This window comes from Massilimicrobiota sp. mt181, assembly GCF_055420065.1.
On sequence record NZ_JBVAYN010000001.1, the window covers coordinates 194,504 to 217,486 of the forward strand.

At 32.9% G+C, this 22,983-nt stretch carries 29 protein-coding genes; 26 read left to right on the forward strand and 3 right to left on the reverse strand.

Annotated elements, in window-relative coordinates:
- Positions 1 to 129 precede the first annotated feature (129 nt).
- From ACZYT4_RS00930 to ACZYT4_RS00950, 5 genes are all read left to right on the forward strand, one after another.
- Complete coding sequence (locus tag ACZYT4_RS00930; protein WP_463781739.1) at positions 130 to 1,638, forward strand: UDP-glucose--hexose-1-phosphate uridylyltransferase; 1,509 nt, start codon at positions 130 to 132, stop codon at positions 1,636 to 1,638.
- Positions 1,631 to 2,647, forward strand: coding sequence for an aldose epimerase family protein (locus ACZYT4_RS00935; protein ID WP_463781740.1), 1,017 nt, complete (start codon positions 1,631 to 1,633; stop codon positions 2,645 to 2,647). The genes ACZYT4_RS00930 and ACZYT4_RS00935 overlap by 8 nt, the downstream gene beginning before the upstream one ends.
- Positions 2,644 to 3,924 (forward strand): galactokinase, encoded by a 1,281-nt coding sequence (locus ACZYT4_RS00940; protein ID WP_463781741.1) that lies wholly within the window; start codon positions 2,644 to 2,646, stop codon positions 3,922 to 3,924. Before ACZYT4_RS00935 ends, ACZYT4_RS00940 begins: the two co-directional genes overlap by 4 nt.
- 141 nt (positions 3,925 to 4,065) lie before the next feature.
- Positions 4,066 to 4,725 (forward strand): helix-turn-helix transcriptional regulator, encoded by a 660-nt coding sequence (locus ACZYT4_RS00945; RefSeq protein ID WP_463781742.1) that lies wholly within the window; start codon positions 4,066 to 4,068, stop codon positions 4,723 to 4,725.
- A 15-nt stretch (positions 4,726 to 4,740) separates the two neighbouring features.
- Complete coding sequence (locus ACZYT4_RS00950) at positions 4,741 to 6,381, forward strand: putative manganese-dependent inorganic diphosphatase (RefSeq protein ID WP_463781743.1); 1,641 nt, start codon at positions 4,741 to 4,743, stop codon at positions 6,379 to 6,381.
- A 12-nt stretch (positions 6,382 to 6,393) separates the two neighbouring features.
- Here the strand turns inward: ACZYT4_RS00950 and ACZYT4_RS00955 are convergent, their stop codons facing one another.
- The gene (locus tag ACZYT4_RS00955; RefSeq protein WP_463781744.1) at positions 6,394 to 7,179 is read right to left on the reverse strand and encodes a Cof-type HAD-IIB family hydrolase; all 786 of its coding nucleotides are present in this window, start codon (positions 7,177 to 7,179) and stop codon (positions 6,394 to 6,396) included.
- 56 nt (positions 7,180 to 7,235) lie between these two features.
- On the opposite strand from ACZYT4_RS00955, the gene ACZYT4_RS00960 reads away from it, so the two are divergent.
- Genes ACZYT4_RS00960 through ACZYT4_RS01010 form a run of 11 tightly spaced genes read left to right on the forward strand, consistent with a single transcriptional unit; the run spans position 7,236 to position 14,073 of the window.
- Positions 7,236 to 7,925 (forward strand): glycerophosphodiester phosphodiesterase, encoded by a 690-nt coding sequence (locus ACZYT4_RS00960; RefSeq protein WP_463781745.1) that lies wholly within the window; start codon positions 7,236 to 7,238, stop codon positions 7,923 to 7,925.
- Between the two features lie 7 nt (positions 7,926 to 7,932).
- Positions 7,933 to 8,451 carry an AbrB/MazE/SpoVT family DNA-binding domain-containing protein gene (locus ACZYT4_RS00965; RefSeq protein WP_463781746.1) on the forward strand — a complete coding sequence of 173 codons (519 nt, stop codon included), beginning with the start codon at positions 7,933 to 7,935 and terminating at the stop codon, positions 8,449 to 8,451.
- Positions 8,442 to 8,711 (forward strand): RNA-binding S4 domain-containing protein, encoded by a 270-nt coding sequence (locus ACZYT4_RS00970; RefSeq protein WP_463781747.1) that lies wholly within the window; start codon positions 8,442 to 8,444, stop codon positions 8,709 to 8,711. Before ACZYT4_RS00965 ends, ACZYT4_RS00970 begins: the two co-directional genes overlap by 10 nt.
- Before the next feature lie 57 nt (positions 8,712 to 8,768).
- Complete coding sequence (gene yabP, locus ACZYT4_RS00975) at positions 8,769 to 9,065, forward strand: sporulation protein YabP (RefSeq protein ID WP_463781748.1); 297 nt, start codon at positions 8,769 to 8,771, stop codon at positions 9,063 to 9,065.
- Positions 9,065 to 9,487, forward strand: a complete 423-nt coding sequence (yabQ, locus tag ACZYT4_RS00980) for a spore cortex biosynthesis protein YabQ (RefSeq protein WP_463781749.1) — start codon at positions 9,065 to 9,067, stop codon at positions 9,485 to 9,487. The genes yabP and yabQ overlap by 1 nt, the downstream gene beginning before the upstream one ends.
- Positions 9,448 to 9,741 carry an FtsB family cell division protein gene (locus ACZYT4_RS00985; protein WP_463781750.1) on the forward strand — a complete coding sequence of 98 codons (294 nt, stop codon included), beginning with the start codon at positions 9,448 to 9,450 and terminating at the stop codon, positions 9,739 to 9,741. Before yabQ ends, ACZYT4_RS00985 begins: the two co-directional genes overlap by 40 nt.
- Positions 9,742 to 9,783: 42 nt before the next feature.
- Positions 9,784 to 10,566: an alpha/beta hydrolase gene (locus ACZYT4_RS00990; RefSeq protein WP_463781751.1), complete on the forward strand. Its 783-nt coding sequence runs from the start codon at positions 9,784 to 9,786 to the stop codon at positions 10,564 to 10,566.
- 1 nt (position 10,567) lies between these two features.
- The gene (locus tag ACZYT4_RS00995; protein ID WP_463781752.1) at positions 10,568 to 11,398 is read left to right on the forward strand and encodes an HAD family hydrolase; all 831 of its coding nucleotides are present in this window, start codon (positions 10,568 to 10,570) and stop codon (positions 11,396 to 11,398) included.
- A complete protein-coding gene (locus ACZYT4_RS01000) occupies positions 11,388 to 12,206 on the forward strand; it encodes a Cof-type HAD-IIB family hydrolase (RefSeq protein WP_463781753.1) in 819 nt (272 codons plus the stop codon). The genes ACZYT4_RS00995 and ACZYT4_RS01000 overlap by 11 nt, the downstream gene beginning before the upstream one ends.
- Complete coding sequence (locus tag ACZYT4_RS01005) at positions 12,206 to 12,859, forward strand: uracil-DNA glycosylase (protein ID WP_463781754.1); 654 nt, start codon at positions 12,206 to 12,208, stop codon at positions 12,857 to 12,859. Before ACZYT4_RS01000 ends, ACZYT4_RS01005 begins: the two co-directional genes overlap by 1 nt.
- Positions 12,859 to 14,073 (forward strand): bifunctional folylpolyglutamate synthase/dihydrofolate synthase, encoded by a 1,215-nt coding sequence (locus ACZYT4_RS01010; RefSeq protein ID WP_463781755.1) that lies wholly within the window; start codon positions 12,859 to 12,861, stop codon positions 14,071 to 14,073. Before ACZYT4_RS01005 ends, ACZYT4_RS01010 begins: the two co-directional genes overlap by 1 nt.
- 31 nt (positions 14,074 to 14,104) lie before the next feature.
- Here ACZYT4_RS01010 and ACZYT4_RS01015 read toward each other — a convergent pair whose 3' ends face one another.
- Positions 14,105 to 14,407 (reverse strand): spore coat protein GerQ, encoded by a 303-nt coding sequence (locus tag ACZYT4_RS01015; protein WP_463781756.1) that lies wholly within the window; start codon positions 14,405 to 14,407, stop codon positions 14,105 to 14,107.
- A gap of 9 nt (positions 14,408 to 14,416) precedes the next feature.
- The gene (locus tag ACZYT4_RS01020; RefSeq protein ID WP_463781757.1) at positions 14,417 to 14,839 is read right to left on the reverse strand and encodes a cell wall hydrolase; all 423 of its coding nucleotides are present in this window, start codon (positions 14,837 to 14,839) and stop codon (positions 14,417 to 14,419) included.
- Between the two features lie 210 nt (positions 14,840 to 15,049).
- Here ACZYT4_RS01020 and ACZYT4_RS01025 point away from each other — a divergent pair, with 210 nt between their 5' ends.
- The 10 genes from ACZYT4_RS01025 (at position 15,050) to secE (ending at position 22,983) form a co-directional block, all read left to right on the forward strand.
- Positions 15,050 to 16,174, forward strand: coding sequence for a glucose-1-phosphate adenylyltransferase (locus tag ACZYT4_RS01025; protein ID WP_463781758.1), 1,125 nt, complete (start codon positions 15,050 to 15,052; stop codon positions 16,172 to 16,174).
- Positions 16,175 to 16,192: 18 nt separating this feature from the next.
- The gene (gene glgD / locus ACZYT4_RS01030) at positions 16,193 to 17,299 is read left to right on the forward strand and encodes a glucose-1-phosphate adenylyltransferase subunit GlgD (protein ID WP_463781759.1); all 1,107 of its coding nucleotides are present in this window, start codon (positions 16,193 to 16,195) and stop codon (positions 17,297 to 17,299) included.
- Entirely contained in the window at positions 17,299 to 18,726 is a 1,428-nt protein-coding gene (gene glgA / locus ACZYT4_RS01035; protein WP_463781760.1) for a glycogen synthase GlgA, read from the forward strand. The genes glgD and glgA overlap by 1 nt, the downstream gene beginning before the upstream one ends.
- Positions 18,727 to 18,826: 100 nt before the next feature.
- On the forward strand, positions 18,827 to 19,342 hold the full coding sequence (locus tag ACZYT4_RS01040) for a hypothetical protein (protein ID WP_463781761.1): 516 nt from the start codon (positions 18,827 to 18,829) through the stop codon (positions 19,340 to 19,342).
- A 128-nt stretch (positions 19,343 to 19,470) separates the two neighbouring features.
- Positions 19,471 to 20,808 (forward strand): cysteine--tRNA ligase, encoded by a 1,338-nt coding sequence (cysS, locus tag ACZYT4_RS01045; protein ID WP_463781762.1) that lies wholly within the window; start codon positions 19,471 to 19,473, stop codon positions 20,806 to 20,808.
- Positions 20,808 to 21,218: a Mini-ribonuclease 3 gene (locus ACZYT4_RS01050; RefSeq protein ID WP_463781763.1), complete on the forward strand. Its 411-nt coding sequence runs from the start codon at positions 20,808 to 20,810 to the stop codon at positions 21,216 to 21,218. The genes cysS and ACZYT4_RS01050 overlap by 1 nt, the downstream gene beginning before the upstream one ends.
- A 20-nt stretch (positions 21,219 to 21,238) precedes the next feature.
- Complete coding sequence (gene rlmB, locus ACZYT4_RS01055; protein WP_463781764.1) at positions 21,239 to 21,970, forward strand: 23S rRNA (guanosine(2251)-2'-O)-methyltransferase RlmB; 732 nt, start codon at positions 21,239 to 21,241, stop codon at positions 21,968 to 21,970.
- 12 nt (positions 21,971 to 21,982) lie between these two features.
- Positions 21,983 to 22,597 (forward strand): sigma-70 family RNA polymerase sigma factor, encoded by a 615-nt coding sequence (locus tag ACZYT4_RS01060; RefSeq protein ID WP_463781765.1) that lies wholly within the window; start codon positions 21,983 to 21,985, stop codon positions 22,595 to 22,597.
- Between the two features lie 37 nt (positions 22,598 to 22,634).
- Complete coding sequence (rpmG, locus tag ACZYT4_RS01065; RefSeq protein ID WP_463781767.1) at positions 22,635 to 22,784, forward strand: 50S ribosomal protein L33; 150 nt, start codon at positions 22,635 to 22,637, stop codon at positions 22,782 to 22,784.
- A gap of 10 nt (positions 22,785 to 22,794) precedes the next feature.
- Positions 22,795 to 22,983, forward strand: coding sequence for a preprotein translocase subunit SecE (secE, locus tag ACZYT4_RS01070; protein WP_463781768.1), 189 nt, complete (start codon positions 22,795 to 22,797; stop codon positions 22,981 to 22,983).

Sequence of the window (22,983 nt, forward strand, 5' to 3'; positions counted from 1 at the left end):
GGAATGAAAAAGCTACGATTATTCATGATATTCATTATCAATAAAAATTTACTAAAAATTAAGTAAAAAACATTTGAAGTTTTTGAGTGAGCGTGGTATGGTATAGGTAGTAATGAGGAGGATAGATATATGAATCATGAAGTGAACTTGTTAATTCAATTTGGACTGGATCATCACTTGTTGTATCAGGACGATGTTGATTATGCAGTCAATTTGATTTTGGATTTGTTGAAACTGGATGATTTTGAAAAAGAAGATATTCAGGAATTTATTGTTGATAGTACACCGATTTTAGAAGGAATGCTGAATTATGCAGTAGACAATCATCTCATTGAAGACAGTATCGTAGAAAAAGATTTGTTTGATACACGTTTAATGAACTGTCTTATGCCAAGACCAAGTGAAGTGGTCAGGGAATTTCAGCAGCGTTATATGCAAAGTCCTCAAAAGGCAACGGATTATTTTTATCATCTTTCTATAGCGTCGCATTATATCCGTAAAAATCGTACTGATCAAAATATTAGATTTCAAAAATATTACAAATATGGGCTGATGGATATGACGATTAATTTATCAAAGCCAGAAAAAGATCCTAAAGATATTGCAAAAGCAAAATTAATCAAAACAAGTGGTTATCCAAAATGCTTATTATGTAAAGAAAATGTTGGATTTAGTGGTGACTTGAATCGACCTGCAAGACAGAATCATCGTATTATTCCTTTAAAACTTGATGGGGCAGATTATTATTTACAGTATTCGCCTTATGTTTATTATAATGAGCATTGCATTGTTTTTAATAAAGAGCATATTCCAATGACAATCAATCATGAGACTTTTCAACGTCTGTTATCCTTTGTTGAACAGTTTCCGCATTATATGTTAGGATCCAATGCTGATTTACCAATTGTTGGTGGATCGATTTTAACACATGATCATTTCCAAGGTGGCAGATATACATTTCCAATGGATAATGCTGATGTTGTGAAGACTTTTGATCTCAAACACTTTCCAGATTTAAAAGTAGAAATTTTAAAATGGCCTCTTTCAACAATTAGAGTCACTTCAGATAACCCACAACAAATCATTGCCTTTGCAGATCAGACATTGCAGGCATGGAAGAATTATACAAATATGGATTTGGATATTTTATCTCATAGTGGTCAAACACCACATAATACGATAACACCAATTGCCAGAATGAAACATCAACAATATCAGATGGATCTGGTTTTGCGAAATAATCGTACTTCTGAACAATATCCAGATGGTATTTTTCATCCACATGCTTCTTTGCATCATATTAAAAAGGAAAATATTGGCTTAATTGAAGTGATGGGTCTGGCAGTATTACCAGCGAGATTGAAAAATGAATTGGAATTATTGAAAGATTGTTTATTGGATAAAAAAGAGATTACACAATATCCTGAACTGAAGAAACATGAATTATGGTATAATGAAATAAAAGATCATTATGAGATTACAGCAGAAACAGTGGATGATACCTTAAAAACAGCATTAACTATAAAATTTGTGCAGGTTTTAGAAGATGCTGGGGTTTTTAAAATGAATGAGGAAGGTATTGAAGCGTTCTGTAATTTTGTAGAATCATTGGATAAGGAGGGAATATATAATGATTGAAGTGGTGAAACATATTGATGATTCTATTCATCTCATTTCTATGAAAAATGAGCAACTAGAAATTGTGGTTTCTAATTATGGATGTACAATTGTCAAAGTTTTCATGGCAGATCGCCATGGCCATGTTGATGATGTGGTTTTAGGCTATGATGACTTTAACCAATATCAGACATTGGATGCCTATTTAGGTGCTTTGGTAGGAAGAGTTGCCAATAGAATTAAAAAAGGTGAATTTACACTTAATGGACAAACTTATCACTTGGCTGTGAATAATGGACCTAATCATTTGCATGGGGGTATCAAAGGATTTAGTTATCAGGTTTTTGATTATGAAATCAAGGATGAGAAGACAGTACAGTTTCATTATCTATCAAAAGATGGAGAAGAAGGATATCCTGGAAATTTGGATTTGACAGTCACATATACCCTTGATGGAGATTGTCTGAAAGTGCATTATCATGCGACAACATCAGCTGATACTCTTATTAATATTACAAATCATTCTTACTTTAATTTATCTGGACACAAAGAAAATATCAATCATCATACATTACAGATTCATGCTTCAAAACATGCCTGTGTAGACGCAGATGGATTAACGACAGGAGAATTCCGTGATGTTACAGGGACACCTTTTGATTTTAGACAACCCGCTTTGATTGGCGAAAGAGTTGATCAGGATGATGATCAATTAAAGATTGGTAAAGGTTTTGATCATCCTTTTGTTTTTGATACTCAAGAGAATCAAGTGATTTTGACGCATCAGGATAGTGGTAGACAACTGATTGTTTCAACAACATTACCACAGGCACAAATCTATACTGCCAATTATCTGGATGGCAGAGTTGGAAAATATGGAGAACACTATTATGCACGTGATGCAATATGTATTGAAACACAAAATATGCCAGATGCTATTCATTTAGAAGAACATCCAAGTACAATTTTAAAGAAAGGAGAAACATATGATGAAATAACATCATATCAGTTTAAAGTCATCAAATCATGAAAAAAGCAAGTTTAATTATTCAAGACATTCAAAATAATGTTTATCAGGATATTTTATTAGATATTTATGTTGATCAGGAGCAGCTTGAACATCAAAAGACAAGATATATTCAGGCTATTGAAAAGTTTATTTCTTTATATGGAGATCAAGATGTGACGATTTATAGTACACCAGGAAGAAGTGAAGTCTGTGGAAATCATACAGATCATCAACACGGTGAAGTTTTAGCTGCAGCGATTAACCTGGATATGATTGCGGTCGTGGCAAAAGATGATGAAAAAGTGAAAATTTTATCAGATGATTATGATATTGAAGCTATTGATATTCACGATTTAAAATTGAGAGATCATGAGAAAGAATCTTCTGAAGGATTGATTCGTGGTATTCTTGCAAGATTTCAAGAATTGCATTATACCATCGGTGGATTTGTTGGTTTTATGACAAGTGATGTTTTACAAGGATCAGGTTTATCCTCATCAGCTGCTTTTGAAGTGATGATTGGAACGATATTATCAGGAATGTATAATGATATGAAAGTTGATCCTGTCACAATTGCGAAAATTGGACAATATAGTGAAAATGTTTATTTTGGAAAGCCATGTGGCTTAATGGATCAATGTGCCTGTTCAGTAGGAAGTTTGATTCATATCGATTTCAAAGATAATGACAATCCTGTGGTAGAGAAAATTGATGTTGATTTTCCACATTTCCATCATAGTTTATGTATTGTGGATGTTCATGCTTCACATGCTGATTTGACACAGGATTATGCCTCTATTCCTGCAGAAATGAAACAGGTAGCACAATTCTTCCATCAGGATTATTTAAGAGATGTTGATGAAAAAGAATTTTATGCACATTTACCAGAAGTCAGAGAGGCAACAAACGATCGTGCTGTTTTAAGAGCTATTCATCTTTTTAAAGAAAATAAACGTGTTCAACAGGCCGTTGAGGCTTTAAAACAAGATGATTTTGAAACGTTTAAAGATGTTGTTAAAGCTTCTGGAGAAAGTTCATTTAAATATTTGCAAAATATTTATTCTAATCATTATGTTGAACAGCAGGCTGTGTCTTTAGCCTTAGCTTTATCTGAAGATATATTAAAAACACATGGCGTTTGCCGTGTTCATGGTGGTGGTTTTGCAGGAACTATCCAGGCTTTTGTTGAGGATGATTATGTCGCAACTTATAAAGCTGATATTGAAAAATACTTTGGAGAAGGAAGCTGTCATATCTTAAAGATTAGAAAATATGGTGGTATAAAAGTCATTGATTAAGTTGGTGTTATGCCAACTTTTTTTCATTTATAAAAGGTGTTTATGGGAATGATCAAAAGCCTTTATAAATTTTTTTATCATGATAAAAAAAGCTATCTCTTTTTGGCAATATAGTGTATAATTTCTCTGGAGGCGAAATTCATGTATAAATTATTAGAACCTTATGCAAAATTGGTTGAATTTTTAGGAGAGGCATTAGGTGACAATGTCGAAGTTGCACTTCATGATCTCACTTCCAAAGAGCAGGAAATTGTTGCTATCGCAAATAGTCATATTTCTGGTAGGGAAATAGGTGCGAAGCTATCTAATTTATCCATTCATTATTTAGAAACACAACAGTATAAGGATCACGATTATGTGATGAATTATAAGACAACAGGTAGTGATGGCAAATTGCTTCGTTCAGCAACATATTTTATCAAAGAAGATGGAAAAGACATGCCAATAGGTATGCTTTGCATTAATGTCAACATTTCTGATTATGAATATATTCAAAGTACTTTGAAAAGAATTTTAGGTATTAAAGAACAAAAAGATGTTGAATTTAAACTTGATAATCCTATTGAAATTTTATCATCTCCTCTAGATGAGATGATTGATAAATACATTAAGGAATGTTTAGAAAAAATGGGATTTCCAAGTTATTTTTTAGTCGAAAGACTGAATGTTGAAGAAAAGATAAAAGTTGTTAAATATTTACAGGAAAAAGGAACTTTTAAGGTGAAGGGTGCTATTGTTCTGGTGGCTGAAAAATTAGCTGTCAGTGAGCCGACAATTTATCGATATCTAAAGAAAATGTAAGGAAAGGGGATAGACATGAAAGATATTGTTTTTGTAAGTGGTCATAAAAATCCGGATAGTGATTCTATCTGTAGTGCTATTGCTTATGCCAATTTTTTGTTTACAATAGGGCGCTACAATGCTGTACCAGTCAGACTGGGAGAAATTAATAAAGAAACGGAATACATTTTAAAAAGATTCCATACGGAAATACCAGTTTTATTAAAAACTGTTAAACAGACAGTGGAAGATTTAGAATATGATAAAGTCACAGTGTTTTCTAAAGAACTGACTTTAAAAACAGCTTGGTCATTAATGAAGCAACAGAATTTAAAAAGTGCACCTGTTTTGGATGATCATAGTCAATTGTTAGGACTGTTATCAACATCTAATATCATTGAAGGATATATGGATCAATGGGATAGCCAGATTTTAAAAGAAGCGAATACACCGATTGAAAATGTTATTGATACATTAGATGCGAGCATTCTTTATTTAGATGAACAGTTAAAGACAATCAAAGGTGAAATTCATATTGCAGCAATGACAGGAGAAGAAGCAGGGAAACGTGTTCATGAAAATGATGTTGTTATTGTTGGTGGAGATCGTGATGAAGCGATAGAACATTTAATGAATGCGAAGATATCATTGATTATTTTAACTGGATCATTGAGTATATCTAAGGAATTATTACAACAATGTATTGATAGACATATTAGTATTATTTCAACACCATTTAATACATTTATGACATCACAACAGATTATCCAGGCTGTACCTGTTGAATATGTTATGCAAAAAGGTGGTTTAACAACATTCTCAACTGATGATACAGTGGATTATGTCAGAGAAGTCATGAGTGAAACGCGTTATCGTAGTTATCCAGTTCTTGACTTTATGGGAAGAGTTGTAGGTTCTATTTCACGCTATCAGGTTTTAAATGGTATGAAAAAGAAAGTGATTCAAGTCGACCACAATGAAAGAAGTCAAGCGATTGATGGTATCGAAGAAGCGGAGATTTTAGAGATCATCGATCATCATAGAGTTGCTGATATTCAGACTGTCGGACCTGTTTTATTTAGAGCTGAACCAGTTGGATGTACAGCAACAATTGTTGCTAAATGTTATAAGGAACATGGGGTAGAAATACCAGCTGATATGGCAGGTTTAATGTTAGGAGCTATTATCAGTGATACATTATTGTTTAAATCTCCTACATGTACACCAACAGATACAAAAATTGCGAAAGAATTAGCTCAAATTGCAGGCGTTGATATCGTTGAATTTGGTATGAGCATGTTCAAGGCAGGAACTTCATTGGCTGGTAAAACAGTGGAAGAAATCTTCAATCAGGATTACAAGAAGTTCACATTTGGAGATTTATCAGTTGGTGTTGCTCAAGTCAATACGATGGATATTGAAGGTTTTGCACCATATAAGAAAGATATGCTGGATTATATGGAACAAGTTGCTAAAGATAATCATATGGAATTCACAATGTTGCTTTTAACAGATGTTATTAATGCAACAAGTGAAGTGCTTGTCGCAGGTCCACGTAAAGACTATGTTGAAACAGCATTTGGAGTGGAACTGGTTGATCAACAGGCAAGTTTACCAGGTGTTATTTCAAGAAAGAAACAGGTTGTTCCAGTTATTACAGAAGTTTTAACACAATAAAAAAAGAAAGCATCACTCATCTATTAAGTGATGCTTTTTGAGTGCCTTATAGATACCATCATGATCAATATCTTCAGTAATTTCATCGGCTTTCTGTTTTACTTCATCTTGTGCATTGCCCATCGCAATGCCAATGTTGACGAGTTCCAGCATATCAATATCATTGAAACCATCACCAAAAGCCATTGTTTCATCTAAAGAGATATGATAGTATTTCAAGACTTCTAAAATACCATTTTGTTTTCCACCATTTTGAGGAATGATATCAATAGCTAAATCATGCCAGCGTGTCCATTTACAATGAGGCATTTGTTTGAGGATATCCTGTTCTATTTGTGAAGTGATACCATAGGGAATAACCTGATAAATGGGATGAGTCAGACCACGTTTTAAATCACCTAAGTCAGGCAATGGTGTCGATATAGCTTTTTGAACAGTTTCCACATCCTGATTATGATAATTGATATACATTTGCTGATCTTCTACGAAAATACATGGGAAAGGATGCTGTTCCATATAGAATAAAATATTTTCAATATCATGAGAATCAATTGGTAAATCATATATGACTCCGTGCTGGTTATAACAATATTGACCATTTAATGTGATATATCCTTCAAATTCCAAATCATCTAATGGTAAATCTCTCATTTCAGAAATATGTCTGCCTGTCGCAATAAAAGTATAAATTCCTTTTTCTTTAAGTTGATGAAGCGCTTTTTTGGTAGATAAAGGAACGCTTTGACTCTGATGTGACAAAAGAGTTCCATCAATATCAAAAAATATAGCTTTAATCATTTCTAACACCTCGCAATTGTTGTATAATATTATAACATATGTAAGGGGAGAAAGATATGAAATTATTTGCACACAGAGGTTATAGTGCCAGGTATCCTGAAAATACAATGGAAGCTTTTCAAAAAGCTTATGAAAAAGGATTTGATGGTATAGAGACAGATGTTCATATGACAAAAGATGGAAGACTGGTTCTGATTCATGATGAGACAATTGATCGTACCAGCAATGGACAGGGATATATTTATGATTATACTTATGAAGAATTGAAAGAATTTTCGTTTGGAAATGGTCAACCGGGATTTTATGCTTTACCATTATTAGAGGATTTACTATCTTTTATGCAAAATCATCCTATCAAAGTCAATATTGAATTAAAGACAGATGTGATTCATTATGAAAATATTGAAAAGAAAGTTTGGGAATTGGTCAATCAATATGGAGTGGCTCAAGATATATATTATTCATCATTTTATCTACCATCATTGTTGCGTATGAAAGAATTGGATTCAAATGCTTATCTTGGTTATTTGATTGAAGATCAGTATACTCAAAAATATCAGGAACTGATGAAATATCAGATTGCTGCTTTTCATCCTGAGTATACATTATTGAATGAAAAGAGAATGGCAGAATTAAAAAAGAATCATATTTTTGTTGTATCATGGACAGCGCCGGATTTTCATGAATATCAGCGATTAAAAGAGCTGGGAGTGGATATAATAATATCAAATGAATATTTGAGGTGAAAGAGTCATGAAAACAACAGGAATGGTACGAAGAATTGATGATTTGGGAAGAATCGTGATTCCTAAAGAAATTAGAAAGCAGTTGATGCTTAAAGAAGGTGAGAGTGTTTCTTTTACAGTGGAACATCATCATATTATTTTGACGAAATTTTCAATGTTGCATAAATTAAGTCCAACGATTCAGATTTTATTGGAACGTCTACATACAAAATATCATAATACTTTTTTGTTATGTGACCAAAATTGTATTGTTGTTTGTTCGTCTGATGGATTGGCTAAATATCAAAGAAGAGAATTGACAAAGGATTTAATGTTATTGTTGAAGCAAAAGAAAGAACAGATTGAATTGACAATGGATTTTTATGGAAAACAGGAAACTGTGACTCTTTATCCATTGTGTTATGAACAGGAAGTTCAAGGGGCACTACTGATGTTAAGTCATCAGACACCATATTATCAGATGGATCAGACTTTATTGGAGTTTGTGAAAGATATTATCGAGGAGGAAATAGAAGCATGCGTTTAGATAAATTTTTAAAAGTATCACGTATTATTAAAAGAAGAACTTTATCAAAAGAAATGAGTGAAGCTTCAAGGGTGAAAGTCAATGGAAAGATTGCAAAACCATCTACAAAGCTTAAAATTGGAGATATTATTGAAGTGGAATTTGGTCGCAGTGTTTTGACAGTGAAAGTATTAGAATTAAGAGAACATGTTTTGAAAGATGATAGTCATATGTTATATGAAATTATTGATGAACAAAGAAAGGAAGAGGTTATATTGTAATCTCTTTTTTTGCATAAATGAGAAAAATAAGCATATGTTGATGTAGGAGGGTTGGATATGGATAATAGTTTACATTTTGAACAGACACCTTATCATCATGTATGTTTAAAGGATCGTAAGACTTTAGAATTAACAGGTGTTAAGAAGATTGAAAGTTTTGATGCTTATGAATTCCTGATTGAAACATCGCTAGGTTATCTCAATATCACAGGAAGTGAACTTACGCTGGTACGATTAGATCAGGATCAAAATGAAGTCAGTATCAAAGGAAATATTGATAGTATCAGTTATGTCTCTGATCATAAAAAGAAAGTTCATCCTAAAGAAAAAGTCTTTAATAAATTGTTGAAATAATGTCATTAATAACACAGTTTCAATGCCTGTTTTACTCTTTTCTGTTTGGTTTTGTGATGACAGGTGTTTATCATATTGTGAATCGATTATTGTATAAAATACCATCGTTGATTAGATGTATCTTGCAGGTTTTTATTGCTATGGCATTTGGTGTTCTTTATTTTTATGGATTGGTTTTCTTTAATGAAGGTATTTTGAGGTTGTATTTTTTTATTTTTGTTTTTTTAGGATATGTGTTTTATTGTCATTATTATGCCTATTATGTTTTGTGGTATTTAGAAAAAATGATTCGTATTTTCAAAAGAATATTCTCACCTTTTATCTTCTTTTTTCGTTATATTAATGGTATAATACAAAAAAGAATAGGAAGGATGAAGAAAAAATGGCAAAAAAGAAAACACCAAGATATAAAAAATTTTTAGGATTCATCTATATTGGTATTTCTGCATTGCTTATCTATACACTTGGGATGAATGCTTATCGCGTAGTTGGACAAAAGCAACAGTTGACACAATTACAAGAAAGAAAAGCAGAACTAGAGAAAGAAAAGCAGGAATTGTCAGAAGAAGTAGAGTTGCTTAGTGATGACGATTATGTTGCCAGATACGCTAGAGAACAGTATATCTTTCCTGAGGATGGAGAAGAAGTTGTGAAATTACCAGAAACAGAGAAATAAGCTTGCGCTTATTTTTTTGTCTTATACAAAGGAGGTTGTTCAATGTTTATTTCGTTTAGTTTTCCGATAAAGGCATTAGAAAGAAAACGAGAAATTACGGTCTATTTGCCAGATGATTATTATCAACAAAATAAAGATTATCCAGTCTTGTATATTCAGGATGGACAAAATGCTTTTTTTGATGCAACATCATACAGTGGTATCAGCTGGGGCTTTTTAGAATATGTCAAAAAAACGAAGATGGATATTATTTTGGTGGCTATTCCCTGTAATGAAGAAGGTTTTAAACGTATGGATGAATATGGACCATGGCCTATTAATGAAGAACTTTCGTTTCAAGAAACTGGACAAAAGGGTTTCATTATTGGTGGGGAAGGTCAAGTTTATATTGACTGGCTTAAAGATGAACTCAAGCCTTACATTGATCGTCGCTTTCGTACGCAAAAGAATAATACCGGGATTGTTGGAAGCTCTATGGGAGGAGTTATTAGTGCTTATGCTGCCTTTCAATATCCTGAAGTTTTCGTAAAGTGTGCTGCTTTATCAACGGCTTTCTGGTTTTATGTTGATGAATTTAAAGATGTGATTCAACATCATGAATATCAGAGCCAAAATCGTTTCTATCTAGATTTAGGAGAATTTGAAAGTGGAGACGATGAAGTGATTAATCAATGGTACATAGAAAGTAATCAGATGGTTTATGAACAACTGCTTCCTAAAGTTCAAAACTTAGAGATGCACTATTTTGCAGGTGCCCATCATAATGAAAGTGAATGGCGTCAAAGAGTGCCTTTATTCATGACGTTTTTATATGGGGAGGAATAGTATGTATCGTATGATTTTATCCGATTTAGATGAAACCTTATTGGTTCATCATCATGTTCCTAAGTTTAATCAGGAAGCTATCAAACAACTTCAGAATGTCAAGTTTGTTCCAGCGACAGGACGTTCATTTCCTATGATTGAAGAGATTCTCAAAGAAATAGGAACGTCTCAAAAAGCGCATGAATATTCAATATGTTTTAATGGTGGTTTGATTGTAGAGAATCAGAATGCGAAAATATTATCTTTTCAGGGGTTGACTTTTGCGCAGGCACAACAACTTTTTGATTTAGGGAAAAATTATGATGTATGTATTATGATTTTTACATTAGATCATTGTTATTTATTTAAAGCAGATCCCACAGAGATTGCAAGAAAAACAGCTCAAAAAGCGGCGTTTTCAGTGATAGATGATGATCATATGGATTTTTTAAAAAATGAAAAGATTGCGAAGTTTTTATATGTTAAACCTGATATGGATTATTTAAAGCGTGTTGAAAAAGATTTACCAGAAGATATTAAAAAGCAATTTTCAATCAGCTATTCATCTTATCGTTATTTAGAGTTTAATCCTTTAGGGGTTAGCAAAGGTGCAGCGCTCAAATGGCTGGCTGATTATTTACATATTAATTGTCAAGATGTGATTGCGATTGGAGATAATTATAATGATATTTCTATGCTTCAGGAAGCTGGTTTAGGTGTTTGTGTTGCAGGAGCGCATGATGATATTAAAGCGCAGGCTGATTATGTGACTGAAGTGGATTATGATCAGGGAGCGGTCAAGGAAGTTATTGAAAAGTTTATTTTGAGAGGAGATAGTCATGATGAAATATAAGGTAATCGCAAGTGATATGGATGAGACTCTATTGAATGATCAGCATGTAATTTGTCAAAGAAATATTGATTTGATTAAAAAAGCAAAAGAAAAAGGTGTGAAATTTGTACCAGCAACAGGACGTGGGTTTATGTCTATCCAACGTGATTTAAAATTGCTGGGATTATATGATGTTGAAAAAGAATATGTTTTGTCTTTTAATGGTGGAGCTTTAACAGAAAATAAAAATAATCAACTTTTATATTTTGAAGGATTATCTTTTGAAAAAACAAAAGAGATTTTTGAATTTGGATTACATCAGGATGTTTGTCAGCACATTTATACAAAGGATAAAGTTTATGTTTTTAATTTATCTGAATCTGAAGCACAGAGAATTCATGATCAAAAGGTTGAATGTGAAATTATGGAAGAGAATTCTATGGACTTTTTAAAGGATGTTCCTATTTCTAAAATTCTCTACCAAAATGTTGATGTGCCTTATTTGATGAGTCTTGAACCTCAGATGCAGGATATTGTGAAGGGAACATGTGCTGTTAGCTATTCATCAAATCGTTATATGGAGTTTAATAAGATTGGTGTGGATAAAGGACAAGGATTGAAGCATTTGGCGGAAATTATTGGTGTTGATTTGTCTGAATGTATTGCTGTGGGAGATAATTATAATGATTTACCGATGTTAAAAGTAGCTGGTTTATCAGTGGCTGCGGCAAATGCGGTGGATGATGTGAAAAAAGCATGTGATATCGTTACGGAAGCTGATAATAATCAAGGGGTTATTGCTGAAATTGTAGAAAGGTTTATTTTATAATGGATTTTAAAACAATTATTAACCATGAACGAGAGCTTCCGTATTATAAACAGCTGGAAGCATTTGTGAATCATGAATATCAGATACATACAGTCTATCCACCACGCAATCGTATTTTTCATTGCTTTAACTTTCAGGATTATGATGATATTAAGGTTGTTATTATTGGACAAGATCCTTATCATGAAGAAAATCAGGCAAATGGTTTGGCATTTAGTGTTGCCAAGGGAGTTCAGATTCCTCCAAGTCTTGTGAACATATATAAAGAAGCTCATGATGATGTGGGTATTGATATTCCATCGCATGGCGATTTATCAGCTTGGGCACATCAAGGTGTTCTTTTATTGAATACGGTTTTAACAGTGCAGGCACATCGTGCTAATTCTCATAAAGAAAAAGGATGGGAAATATTTACTAATCATATTATTGAAGCATTAAATCAAAGAGAAAAACCTTTAGTTTTTATTTTATGGGGAAGACAGGCTATTGATAAAGCAAAAATGATTGATTCATCAAAGCATTGTATTATTACAAGTCCTCATCCTTCACCTTTATCTGCTTATCGTGGCTTTTTTGGCTCTAAACCATTCTCACGCACAAATCAGTTTTTAATCAGCCAAGGAATTGAACCTATAGATTGGAGGATTCGCTAATGTTTACTGATATTGATGAAGCTATTGCATATATTGAATCAAAAAGAAGCAAAAGAACAATTGATCAGTTTAGAGAAACTTTAAATAAATGCCATATTCTTATGAAACAAAAGAATATGATTCATATTGCTGGAACAAATGGAAAAGGTTCAACTGTTAATTATTTAAGAAGTATTTTAAATGCTCATGGATATAAAGTTGGGACTTTTACTTCACCTTATTTGATTTGTCATAATGATCGTATTCGTGTGGATGATGTTCCTATCAGTGATGAAGATTTACTGAAATATCTGAATCAGTACTATACCGTTATTGAAGAAGATCAGTTATCTATGTTTGAGATTGATGTCTTGATTATGCTGGCTTATTTCCAGTCTTTGGATTTAGATTATCGTATTATTGAAACAGGAATTGGTGGTCAAAATGACAAGACAAATGTGATTGATCCTATTGTCAGTGCTATCACAAATATTGGTCTTGACCATCAAAAACAGCTGGGAGATATTTATGATATCATTAATGAAAAGATGGGAATTATCAAACCTAATCAGATGTTTATTACTAGTGAAACCAAAGGAACGATTTTAGCACGTTTTCAAGAACAATGCGATGCAATGGGAGCCATTATGTATGTTGTGCCAGAATATCAGGTCTCTCGTTATCCATTCCATTTTAGATATCGTGATATGGCTTTTACACTGGAAAATCAAGGTATCTATCAGGTGACGAATGCACGATTGGCTTTAACGATTGCTTCTAAACTGATTAAACTGGATCCTTTAGTTACAACGCCTGCAGTTGAACATGCTGCATGGAAGGGGCGCTATGAAACATTGCCTTATCATGATGTGCAGGTTGATATAGATGGTGCCCATAATATGCCTGGTATTCAGGCTTTGTTGCAGACGTTAAGAGTCAAAAAAGAAAAGAATGTGGCTATTGTGTTCTCATGTCTTAATGATCGTGATGTTGATGAAATGCTGGATGAAATGTTAAAAGCAGGTTATCATGTCTATATAACAACATTCCAGGATGAAAGAGCAATTGATCTTGCGACAATTCAGCCACGACCTCATATGACGATTGTCAAAAGCTATACAGAAGCACTGCAGACAGCTTATATTAAAAAACAGCATATTGTGGTGACAGGATCACTTCATTTTATTTCGAAAGTGCGAAAACATTTGATTGAATTACAAAAAGAAGAAAAATAGATTATAAAAGGGAAATGCGTATGTTTCCCTTTTATCGTGTATTGAAGTTAATCGGTTCATCAAATTCTGCCCAAACGAAATAAACAAATTGAAAAATATAATACTTTTGATTTTTAGGATCTCTCACAACAAAATGATCTCTACCTACCTGTTCAATGATACCTTTGTAGACACGATCACGCCAGTCATCACTGCCAGTATAAGTAAAATAAAAAGTACCTAGTTTACCAACATTTAAACGTAAAATATTTTCCAGATAAGTCTGTTCAGAGATAGGTGTTGGTAAAGATGAAGTCTGAGATCCGGGAACGGGTGTTTGATTATTTGTATCCATATACTCCTCCTATAAGTCACAATTTAATTTTGCACCTGGGGCATAAAAACAATGATTTTTATAACGTCCACTTAATTCACCATAGAATTGTTGAGGACAGGAGACATTGCTGCCGGGATTTTTAAACCAGAGAGCGTTTGTTGCTGGCTCAATACGATAGCCATCAATATTACGTAATGCTAACTCTTTTTCTTTGGCGTTGACAGGTTGGTTAAATAAAGGCTGCCCAACACCGGAGAAGGCATTTTTTTGATAAACAACTTCAGAAATGGTACGTGTGTTTCTAAAGACATCACAGTTTGCAACAACACGATTAACGACGACATTGCCAACCATCAGCATGCCTTCTTCGCCTTCACCAAGGGCTTCTGCTTTCATAATGCGAGCCAGTAAATCAACATCAGAATCGTTGTGTATGATTCTCGGAGACATTGTAATCACCTCTGTTTAATATATGAAAAAAAATAAAAAAGTTGCTTCAATTTAAAAAATATTGATGAGTTCAAGCATATTTGAAATGGCTAAAAATTTAATAAAAAATTTTAATTAAATTGACATGAAATAGTATTTTTTTAAAAAAGATTGTGATAAAATAAAAGCATAGGTAAGCACTTTCATAATCACAATTGAGGAGGAAAAAATATGGGAAAAGAAATTGTTGCGATGATTTTAGCTGGAGGGCGTGGTACACGTCTAGAAGCATTAACTGCAAAAGTAGCGAAACCTGCTGTACATTTTGGAGGAAAATATAGAATTATAGACTTTCCTTTAAGTAACTGTGCAAATTCAGGAATTGATGTTGTAGGTGTTTTAACACAATATGAATCAGTCCTACTTGGAACATATGTTGGTGCTGGAACAAAGTGGGGTCTTGATGGAAATAATTCGTTAGCGGCTATCTTACCAGCTCGTGAAAGAGGGGGTGTAGGAGCAACTTGGTATGCAGGAACTGCTGATGCTATTTATCAAAATATCAGCTTCTTGGATCAATATGATCCTGAATATGTTTTGATTTTATCAGGTGACCATATCTATAAAATGGATTATGCTGAAATGTTGGCAGCGCATAAAGAAAAAGGTGCTGATTTAACAGTCGCTGTTTTAAATGTTTCTTTAAAAGAAGCAAGCCGTTTTGGTATTATGAATACAAATAAAGATGGTTCTATTTATGAATTTGAAGAAAAACCTGAAAAACCAAAATCAACATTAGCATCTATGGGTATCTATATTTTTACTTATAAGGAATTAAGAAAATACTTAATTGAAGATGCAAAAGATGAAAACAGTAAACATGACTTTGGTATGAATATCATTCCAATGATGTTAGAGGATAAGAAAAAATTATATGCTTACGAATTCTCTGGTTATTGGAAAGATGTCGGAACTGTTGAAAGTTTATGGCAAGCCAATATGGACTTGTTAGATGATAAAGAGTTAGATCTTTATAATGTTAAGAAAGATTGGAAAATCTATACTGAAGATACATTGAGTAAACCTCAGATTATTGGAGAAGAAGCGACAGTGAAACATTCGCTTGTAACTCAAGGTTGTATCGTTAATGGTGATGTAGAAGGTTCTGTTTTATTCAACAATGTATATATTGGTGAAGGTGCTAAGGTTGTTGATTCTGTCTTAATGCCAGGTGTATTGGTAGAAGAAGGCGCAGAAATCTACAAAGCTATTGTTGATGAAGGTGTTGTCATTAAATCAACTGACGTCATCAATAAAGAAGCTAAAGAAGTGGAACTTGTCAGTGACAATGCATAATAGAGGGGGGTTAACGAGATGGCAAAAGTAGTTGGATATATAAATTTACACTCTGATGTTTCATATAAAGGTTTAACAGAAAGAAGACCGGTAGCTTCTGTAAGCTTCTTAGGTCGTTATGGAATTATTGACTTTGTTTTATCAAACATGTCAAATTCTAATGTGGATAATGTTGGGATTTTGATTAAGGAAAAACCAAGATCATTGTTTAAACACTTGGGAAATGGAAACTCTTGGAATTTTAACTCTAAATCAGGGGGAGTTTCACTCTTATATAATGAAAAATATGCTAATAGTCCAATGTATAATCATGATATCAATAATATTGTGGAAAATATTGCATTTCTTGAAAAATCAAAGGCTGATTATGTTATCATTGCACCAGCACATATTATTACAACAATGAATTATGCTGATGTTGTAGATGCACATGCAAAATCTGGTGCAGAAATTACAATGGTCTATCAAAAAATCGATAATGCTGATGAAGCTTTTGTTGGATCTGATTTCTTACGTTTAAAAGGTAAACAAGTTATGGAAATCAAAAATAATAAAGGAAATAGAAAAGAAAGAAATATTTCTTTGGAAACATATGTTATTAATAAAAAGACTTTGTTGAAATTAATTAATTTTGCTCAAAAAATTAGTTCATTCTTTAATTTAAGAGATACGCTTGCATACTTATGTGATGAGAAAAAGATTATGGCATATGAATATAAAGGATTTGCAAGATGTATTGATTCTTATGAAGCTTATTATAAAGTGAGTATGGAATTCCTTGATATGGATATTTCTACTCAAGTCTTCAAGAGTACATGGCCAATCTTTACCAATACAAATGATACTCCACCAACAAAATATTTGAAAAATGCTGTTGTTAAAAAATCATTTGTGGCTAATGGAGCTATCATTGATGGAGAAGTTGATGGATGTATCTTGTCACGTAATGTCACTATTGGTAAAAATGCAGTTGTGAAAAATTGTATTATTTTAAATGGATCTAAAGTTTGTGCTGGTGCTCATTTGGAAAACGTGGTTATTGATAAGGATGCTCGTGTTGAGAAGAAAAAAGAACTTATTGGAGAAGGAGAACCACTTTACGTTAAAGAAGGGGATGTTGTTTAATGAGAATTGTATTTGCGACAAGTGAGGCAAACCCTTACATTAAATCAGGTGGTTTGGCTGATGTTTTAGGTTCACTTCCTAAAGCTCTTGTTCAAAAGGGACATGAATGTATTGTTGTGTTACCTAAGTATCAGGATATGAAATTAGCTGATACGATTGAGTATGTGACAAACTATGATATCTGGGTAGGATGGAGAAAATGCTATTGTGGTGTTTTCAAAGCTGAATATGATGGTGTGACTTATTATTTCATTGATAATGAACAATATTTCAGAAGACCGGGATTATATGGTTATGATGATGATAATGAAAGATTTGCTTATTTTGATTTTGCGGTTTTGGAATTATTATCACATATTGATATCAAACCTGATATCTTGCATTTACATGATTGGCAGACTGCCATGATTGCAACACTTTACAAAGAAAGATATGCTTATTATGAATATTATCAAGGTATAAAAATTGTCTTTACAATCCATAATATTGCATATCAGGGAAAATGCGATCCTGCTTTGTTGAGCGACCATTTTGGATTAGATAATTATTTATATTATAATGGAAACTGTCGAAATGATGGATGTTTCAATATGATGAAAGCAGCTATTTTCTATAGTGATATTATTACAACTGTTTCACCAACATATGCCCAAGAAATCTTAACAGATAGTTTTGGTGAAGGATTACAAAATATTTTACAAATGCGTCGACATGATTTGTATGGTATTTTAAATGGTATTGATTATGAAACAATCAATCCAGCAACGGATCCTGAAATTGTGGAACATTTTGATATTACAAATGTTGATGAAAAGAAAGTTATCAATAAACTGGCTTTACAAAAAGAATGTGGATTGCCAGAAGATAAAGATGTTCCATTGATTGGTATTGTCACAAGATTAACTTGGCAAAAGGGATTGGATTTAATTATTAATCGTATGGATGAATTGATGAAGCGTGATGTCCAGGTTGTGATTTTGGGTGCTGGTGATCAAAAATATGAAGAACCACTCAAAGCTATAGCGGCTTATCATAATCAGAAATTATCATTAAATCTGAAATATGATTTTGGATTATCATGCCGTATCTATGCGGGGTGCGATATGTTCTTAATGCCGTCATTATTTGAACCTTGTGGTTTATCACAGATGATGTCTTTGCGTTATGGAACAATTCCAATTGTCAGAGAAACTGGTGGACTCAAAGATAGTGTTGAACCTTATAATGAATATGAAAATACTGGTGATGGATTTAGTTTTAAAAACTATAATGCTCACGAAATGATGGATATTATTGATTATGCATTAAAGGTTTATCAGGATAAAGAAAAATGGCAAGGATTAGTTCATCGTGCAATGGAAGCGAAACTTGATTGGGATAAAAGTGCTGATGCCTATTTGAAAGTTTTCAATTCATTGTTAGATTAATAAAGGGGATAGGGAAACCTGTCTCTTTTATTTACTTAAGAAATTTTATTTGATTTTCATGATTGAGTTTAGTACAATGTTTTGGTAAGGAGGGAAGAAAATGAACACTTCAATGAAGATTTTTATCGTCATTATGATGATTTTCGGTCTTTTTGCATGTGGAAAAAAGGATGAAAAAATCGCTATCGAACGCGATGGAACTTTATATGAAGTTGCTAATCAGGTTTCTTTTTACTACCCTAAAGATTTCGAATTAGATATCAATAATGAGAATCAGAAAGATGTACGTTTTGTAAAAAATAATGAGATGTATTCTTATGCAACCGTTATTGATGATACAGATAATATATTAGATGAATTACCTCAGTTATATGAAGGGCAACTAGAAGAAGATGGGGCTATTCATGTTCAGTATGCTCAAAGAACCATTCCTAGTGGTATAGAGTGCTATGAATTTACAGGAGTCTATCAGGCTTCAGGGATGAAATTTATGCAGATGGTCTATTTCACAGATGAAGCCAGTTATATTTATGCCTACCAGGCTCCAGAAAATATCTATGATGAAAATAAGACGGTGGTATCACAATATTTACAATCGTTGACAGTTCATCATTAATCTTGATTAACAAAAGTGAATTTGTTATAGTATAATAAGATATATGATAAAGCATTTATAAAGCATATGATAAAGTAAATCGATATCAAGTCTTTATCATTTGCTTTTTTATTTAAGGAGGACAGAAAATGAGACTGTTTAATTCATTAACGAACCAAAAAGAAGAGTTTGTGCCAATTAAAGAAGGAGAAGTCAGTATTTATGTATGTGGACCGACAGTCTATAATTATGTGCATATTGGAAATACGCGTCCAATGATTGTTTTTGATGTTTTAAGAAGAACTTTTGAATATTTAGGTTATAAAGTCACTTTTGTTTCTAATTTTACAGATGTTGATGATAAAATCATCAAAGCTGCAAAAGAAGAAGGCATTACAGAAAAAGAATTAACTGATAAGTATATCAAAGCTTATGAAGATGTCAGACGTGGATTAAATTTACTGTTTCCAACTTATGCACCACGTGTTACAGAAACAATGCAACCGATTATTGATTTTATTGCAGACTTGGTTAAGCAGGGCTATGCTTATGAAGTCGATGGAGATGTTTATTTTAGAGTCACAAAGATTAAGGAGTATGGGATGCTTTCAGGAATCAAGATTGAAGATCTGATTGCAGGAGCGAGTGAACGTGTTGATGATAATGATAAAAAAGAAAGCCCAACTGATTTTGCTTTGTGGAAAAAGACGGATGAAGGTATTCAGTTTGATAGTCCCTGGTCAAAAGGAAGACCTGGATGGCATACTGAATGTGTTGTGATGATTAATGATATTTTTGAAAATGGACGTATTGATATTCATGGGGGTGGACAGGATTTAAAATTCCCTCATCATGAAAATGAAATTGCTCAATCTATGGCTTGTCATCACCATCCTATTGCCCATATTTGGATGCATAATCAAATGATTAATATTAATAATCAGAAGATGTCAAAATCTTTAGGAAATGTTTTATGGGCAAAGGATTTATTAGAACAATTAGGATGTAATGTGTATAAATGGTTAATGTTATCTACGCATTATCGTAATCCCTTAAATTTTACAGATGAAGTTTTGACAAATGTGAAAAAAGAAGTAGAAAAAGTAGAAAATATTTTGAAGCAGGCTTCTTTGTATTTGCAGGTTCATCATTGTTTAGAACAAAGTTATTGTAAAGAATCGGTTGATGAAATGGTGGCTGCCTTAAGTGATGATTTAAATACATCTTTAGCTTTAACACAGATTTTAGGACAGGTGAAAGTCTTAAATCAGTTGATGCGTGTAAAAGATAAAGATAATCATCAGATTTCTGAAGGTTATCAGACATTGATTCATATGTTGGATACAATGGGATTTGTTCATCAGACAAAACAGTTGAGTGATGAAGATATCGCATTATATCAACAATGGCAAAAAGAAAAAAGCGAAAAGAATTTTGAAAAAGCTGATCTTTTAAGAAAAGAGTTACAGGACAAAGGAATTATATAATGAAACCAGAGTTGATGAATGTTTTAGCTTTAGCGTATTTAGGAGATAGTGTTTTTGAAGTTTATGTCAGAGAGTATTTATTGATAGAAAAGGGAATTATGAAACCTGACTGGCTTCAAAAGGAATCAAAATTGTTTGTAAGTGCGAAGGCACAGGCAGCGTTTATGCAAAAAGCAATAGAAAATCAATGGTTGAATGAGGAAGAAATTCGTATTTATAAAAGAGGAAGAAATGCCAAGAGTCGACATGTTCCTAAAAATACATCTGTATTGGTTTATAATCAATCAACTGGATTTGAAGCATTGATTGGACATTTGTATTTAGAAAAAAAACAAGAAAGAATCAAAGAAATATTTGAGATGTTTAAACAATTTGTTTATGAATATGAGAAAAAATCGAGACAAATCTGAGACGCATGGAGTGAAAAATTATGAGACAATATATTTATGGAAAAAACACAGTTATAGAATCTTTAAAGGGAAATAAACCGGTTTATGAGGTTTATGTATTGAAGAATGCTAAAGATGATAAAGTGATGGCTTTGGCGAAAGCTAAAAAAGTAAAAGTTCATATGGTGTCTCATAAAGATGAGTTAGAACAAATGGTCGGACATGTTGTTCATCAGGGAGTTGTGGCACAGGTTGAAAGTTATCGTTATTACACACTAGATGAAATGATTGAGGCCATTCCTGCTCACAAACAGCCATTATTACTCATGCTGGATGGTCTGGAAGATCCACATAATTTAGGGGCTATCTTGCGTACTTGTGATGCGATTGAAGTAGACGGTGTTATTATTGGTAAAAATCGTAGTGTAGGTTTGTCTCCAACGGTTGCGAAAGTATCTACGGGAGCTATTGATCATGTCAAAGTTGCCCAAGTTACAAATCTTTCGAGAACACTAGATGACTTGAAAAAAAGAGGTTATTGGGTTGTAGGATGCGATTTAGATGAATCGCAGGATTATCGTGCTATTGATTATAATATGCCTCTTGTTGTTGTGATTGGTTCTGAAGGTTTTGGAATTTCACGTCTGGTTAAGAAACATTGTGATATGAATGTTGTCTTACCGATGAAGGGACATGTGACTTCTTTAAATGCATCTGTCGCAACGGCAGTTATCCTTTATCAGATTTACAATTCACGTCATCCTTTAAAGTAGAAAGGAGGTAGCATGAAAAGCTACATCTGTGATGATGAATTGGTATATTTGATGCGATGTGGAAGTATGGCAGCACAGGAACTGTTATATCAACGCTATTATCGTCTAGTAGGAAAATGGGTGCTGGCTTTTAGACGTTATTTTGTCAGTGGATACGAGTATGAAGATTTTATTCAAATGGCAATGATGGGATTTGATGATATACTGGATAGTTATCGAGATGATCAAAAGGCCAGCTTGATGACATTTATGAAAACAGCTATCACAAAACGCTTGTTTAGTCTGATGCGTGTTAATAAAGATATCTGTTATCGTATGGGTCAAAGTATTATGTCATTGGATAGTTATATAAATAGTGATAAAGAAACACGTTATATTGATATGGTGGCTGATTTACATGAGCGCTATCAGCCTGAAGCTCATCTGATGATTAAGGAAACAACAACATATTATTCGACGCAAATTGAAGCTAAAATATCATTACGTGAAAAACAAGTTATGGAATATAAGAAAGCAGGTTATAAAGAGATAGAAATTGCTGAAAAGCTTCATATTTCGGTTAAAAGTGTCTATAATGCGGCTTATCGCTATTCAAAGAAAATAGTAGGCATTGACGAGCTAAAATAAATGTGTTAAATTATAAAAACGTAAAGGAGTGATGGACATGAAACAAAAAGTTATTTTGGTATGTAGTGAATGTTTATCACGTAATTATTCAATTACTAAAAATAAAAGATTAAATGTTGAAAGACTTGAGTTAAGAAAATATTGTAAAAAATGTGGAAAACATACAATCCACAGAGAAACAAAATAGGAGGGTAAACATGAAGTTCAGAGAATGGTGTACACTAAAAGGTATTCGTGCAGAAATTAAGAATATTCATTGGTTAACAAAAAAAGAGTTAGCTTATAATTCAGTTGTTGTATTAGTTTTTTGTTTTTTATTTGGAGTATATTTTTATGCGAGTGATGCAGTCATTGCGTTAATCTTAAGAGCATTGGGGATGAATTAG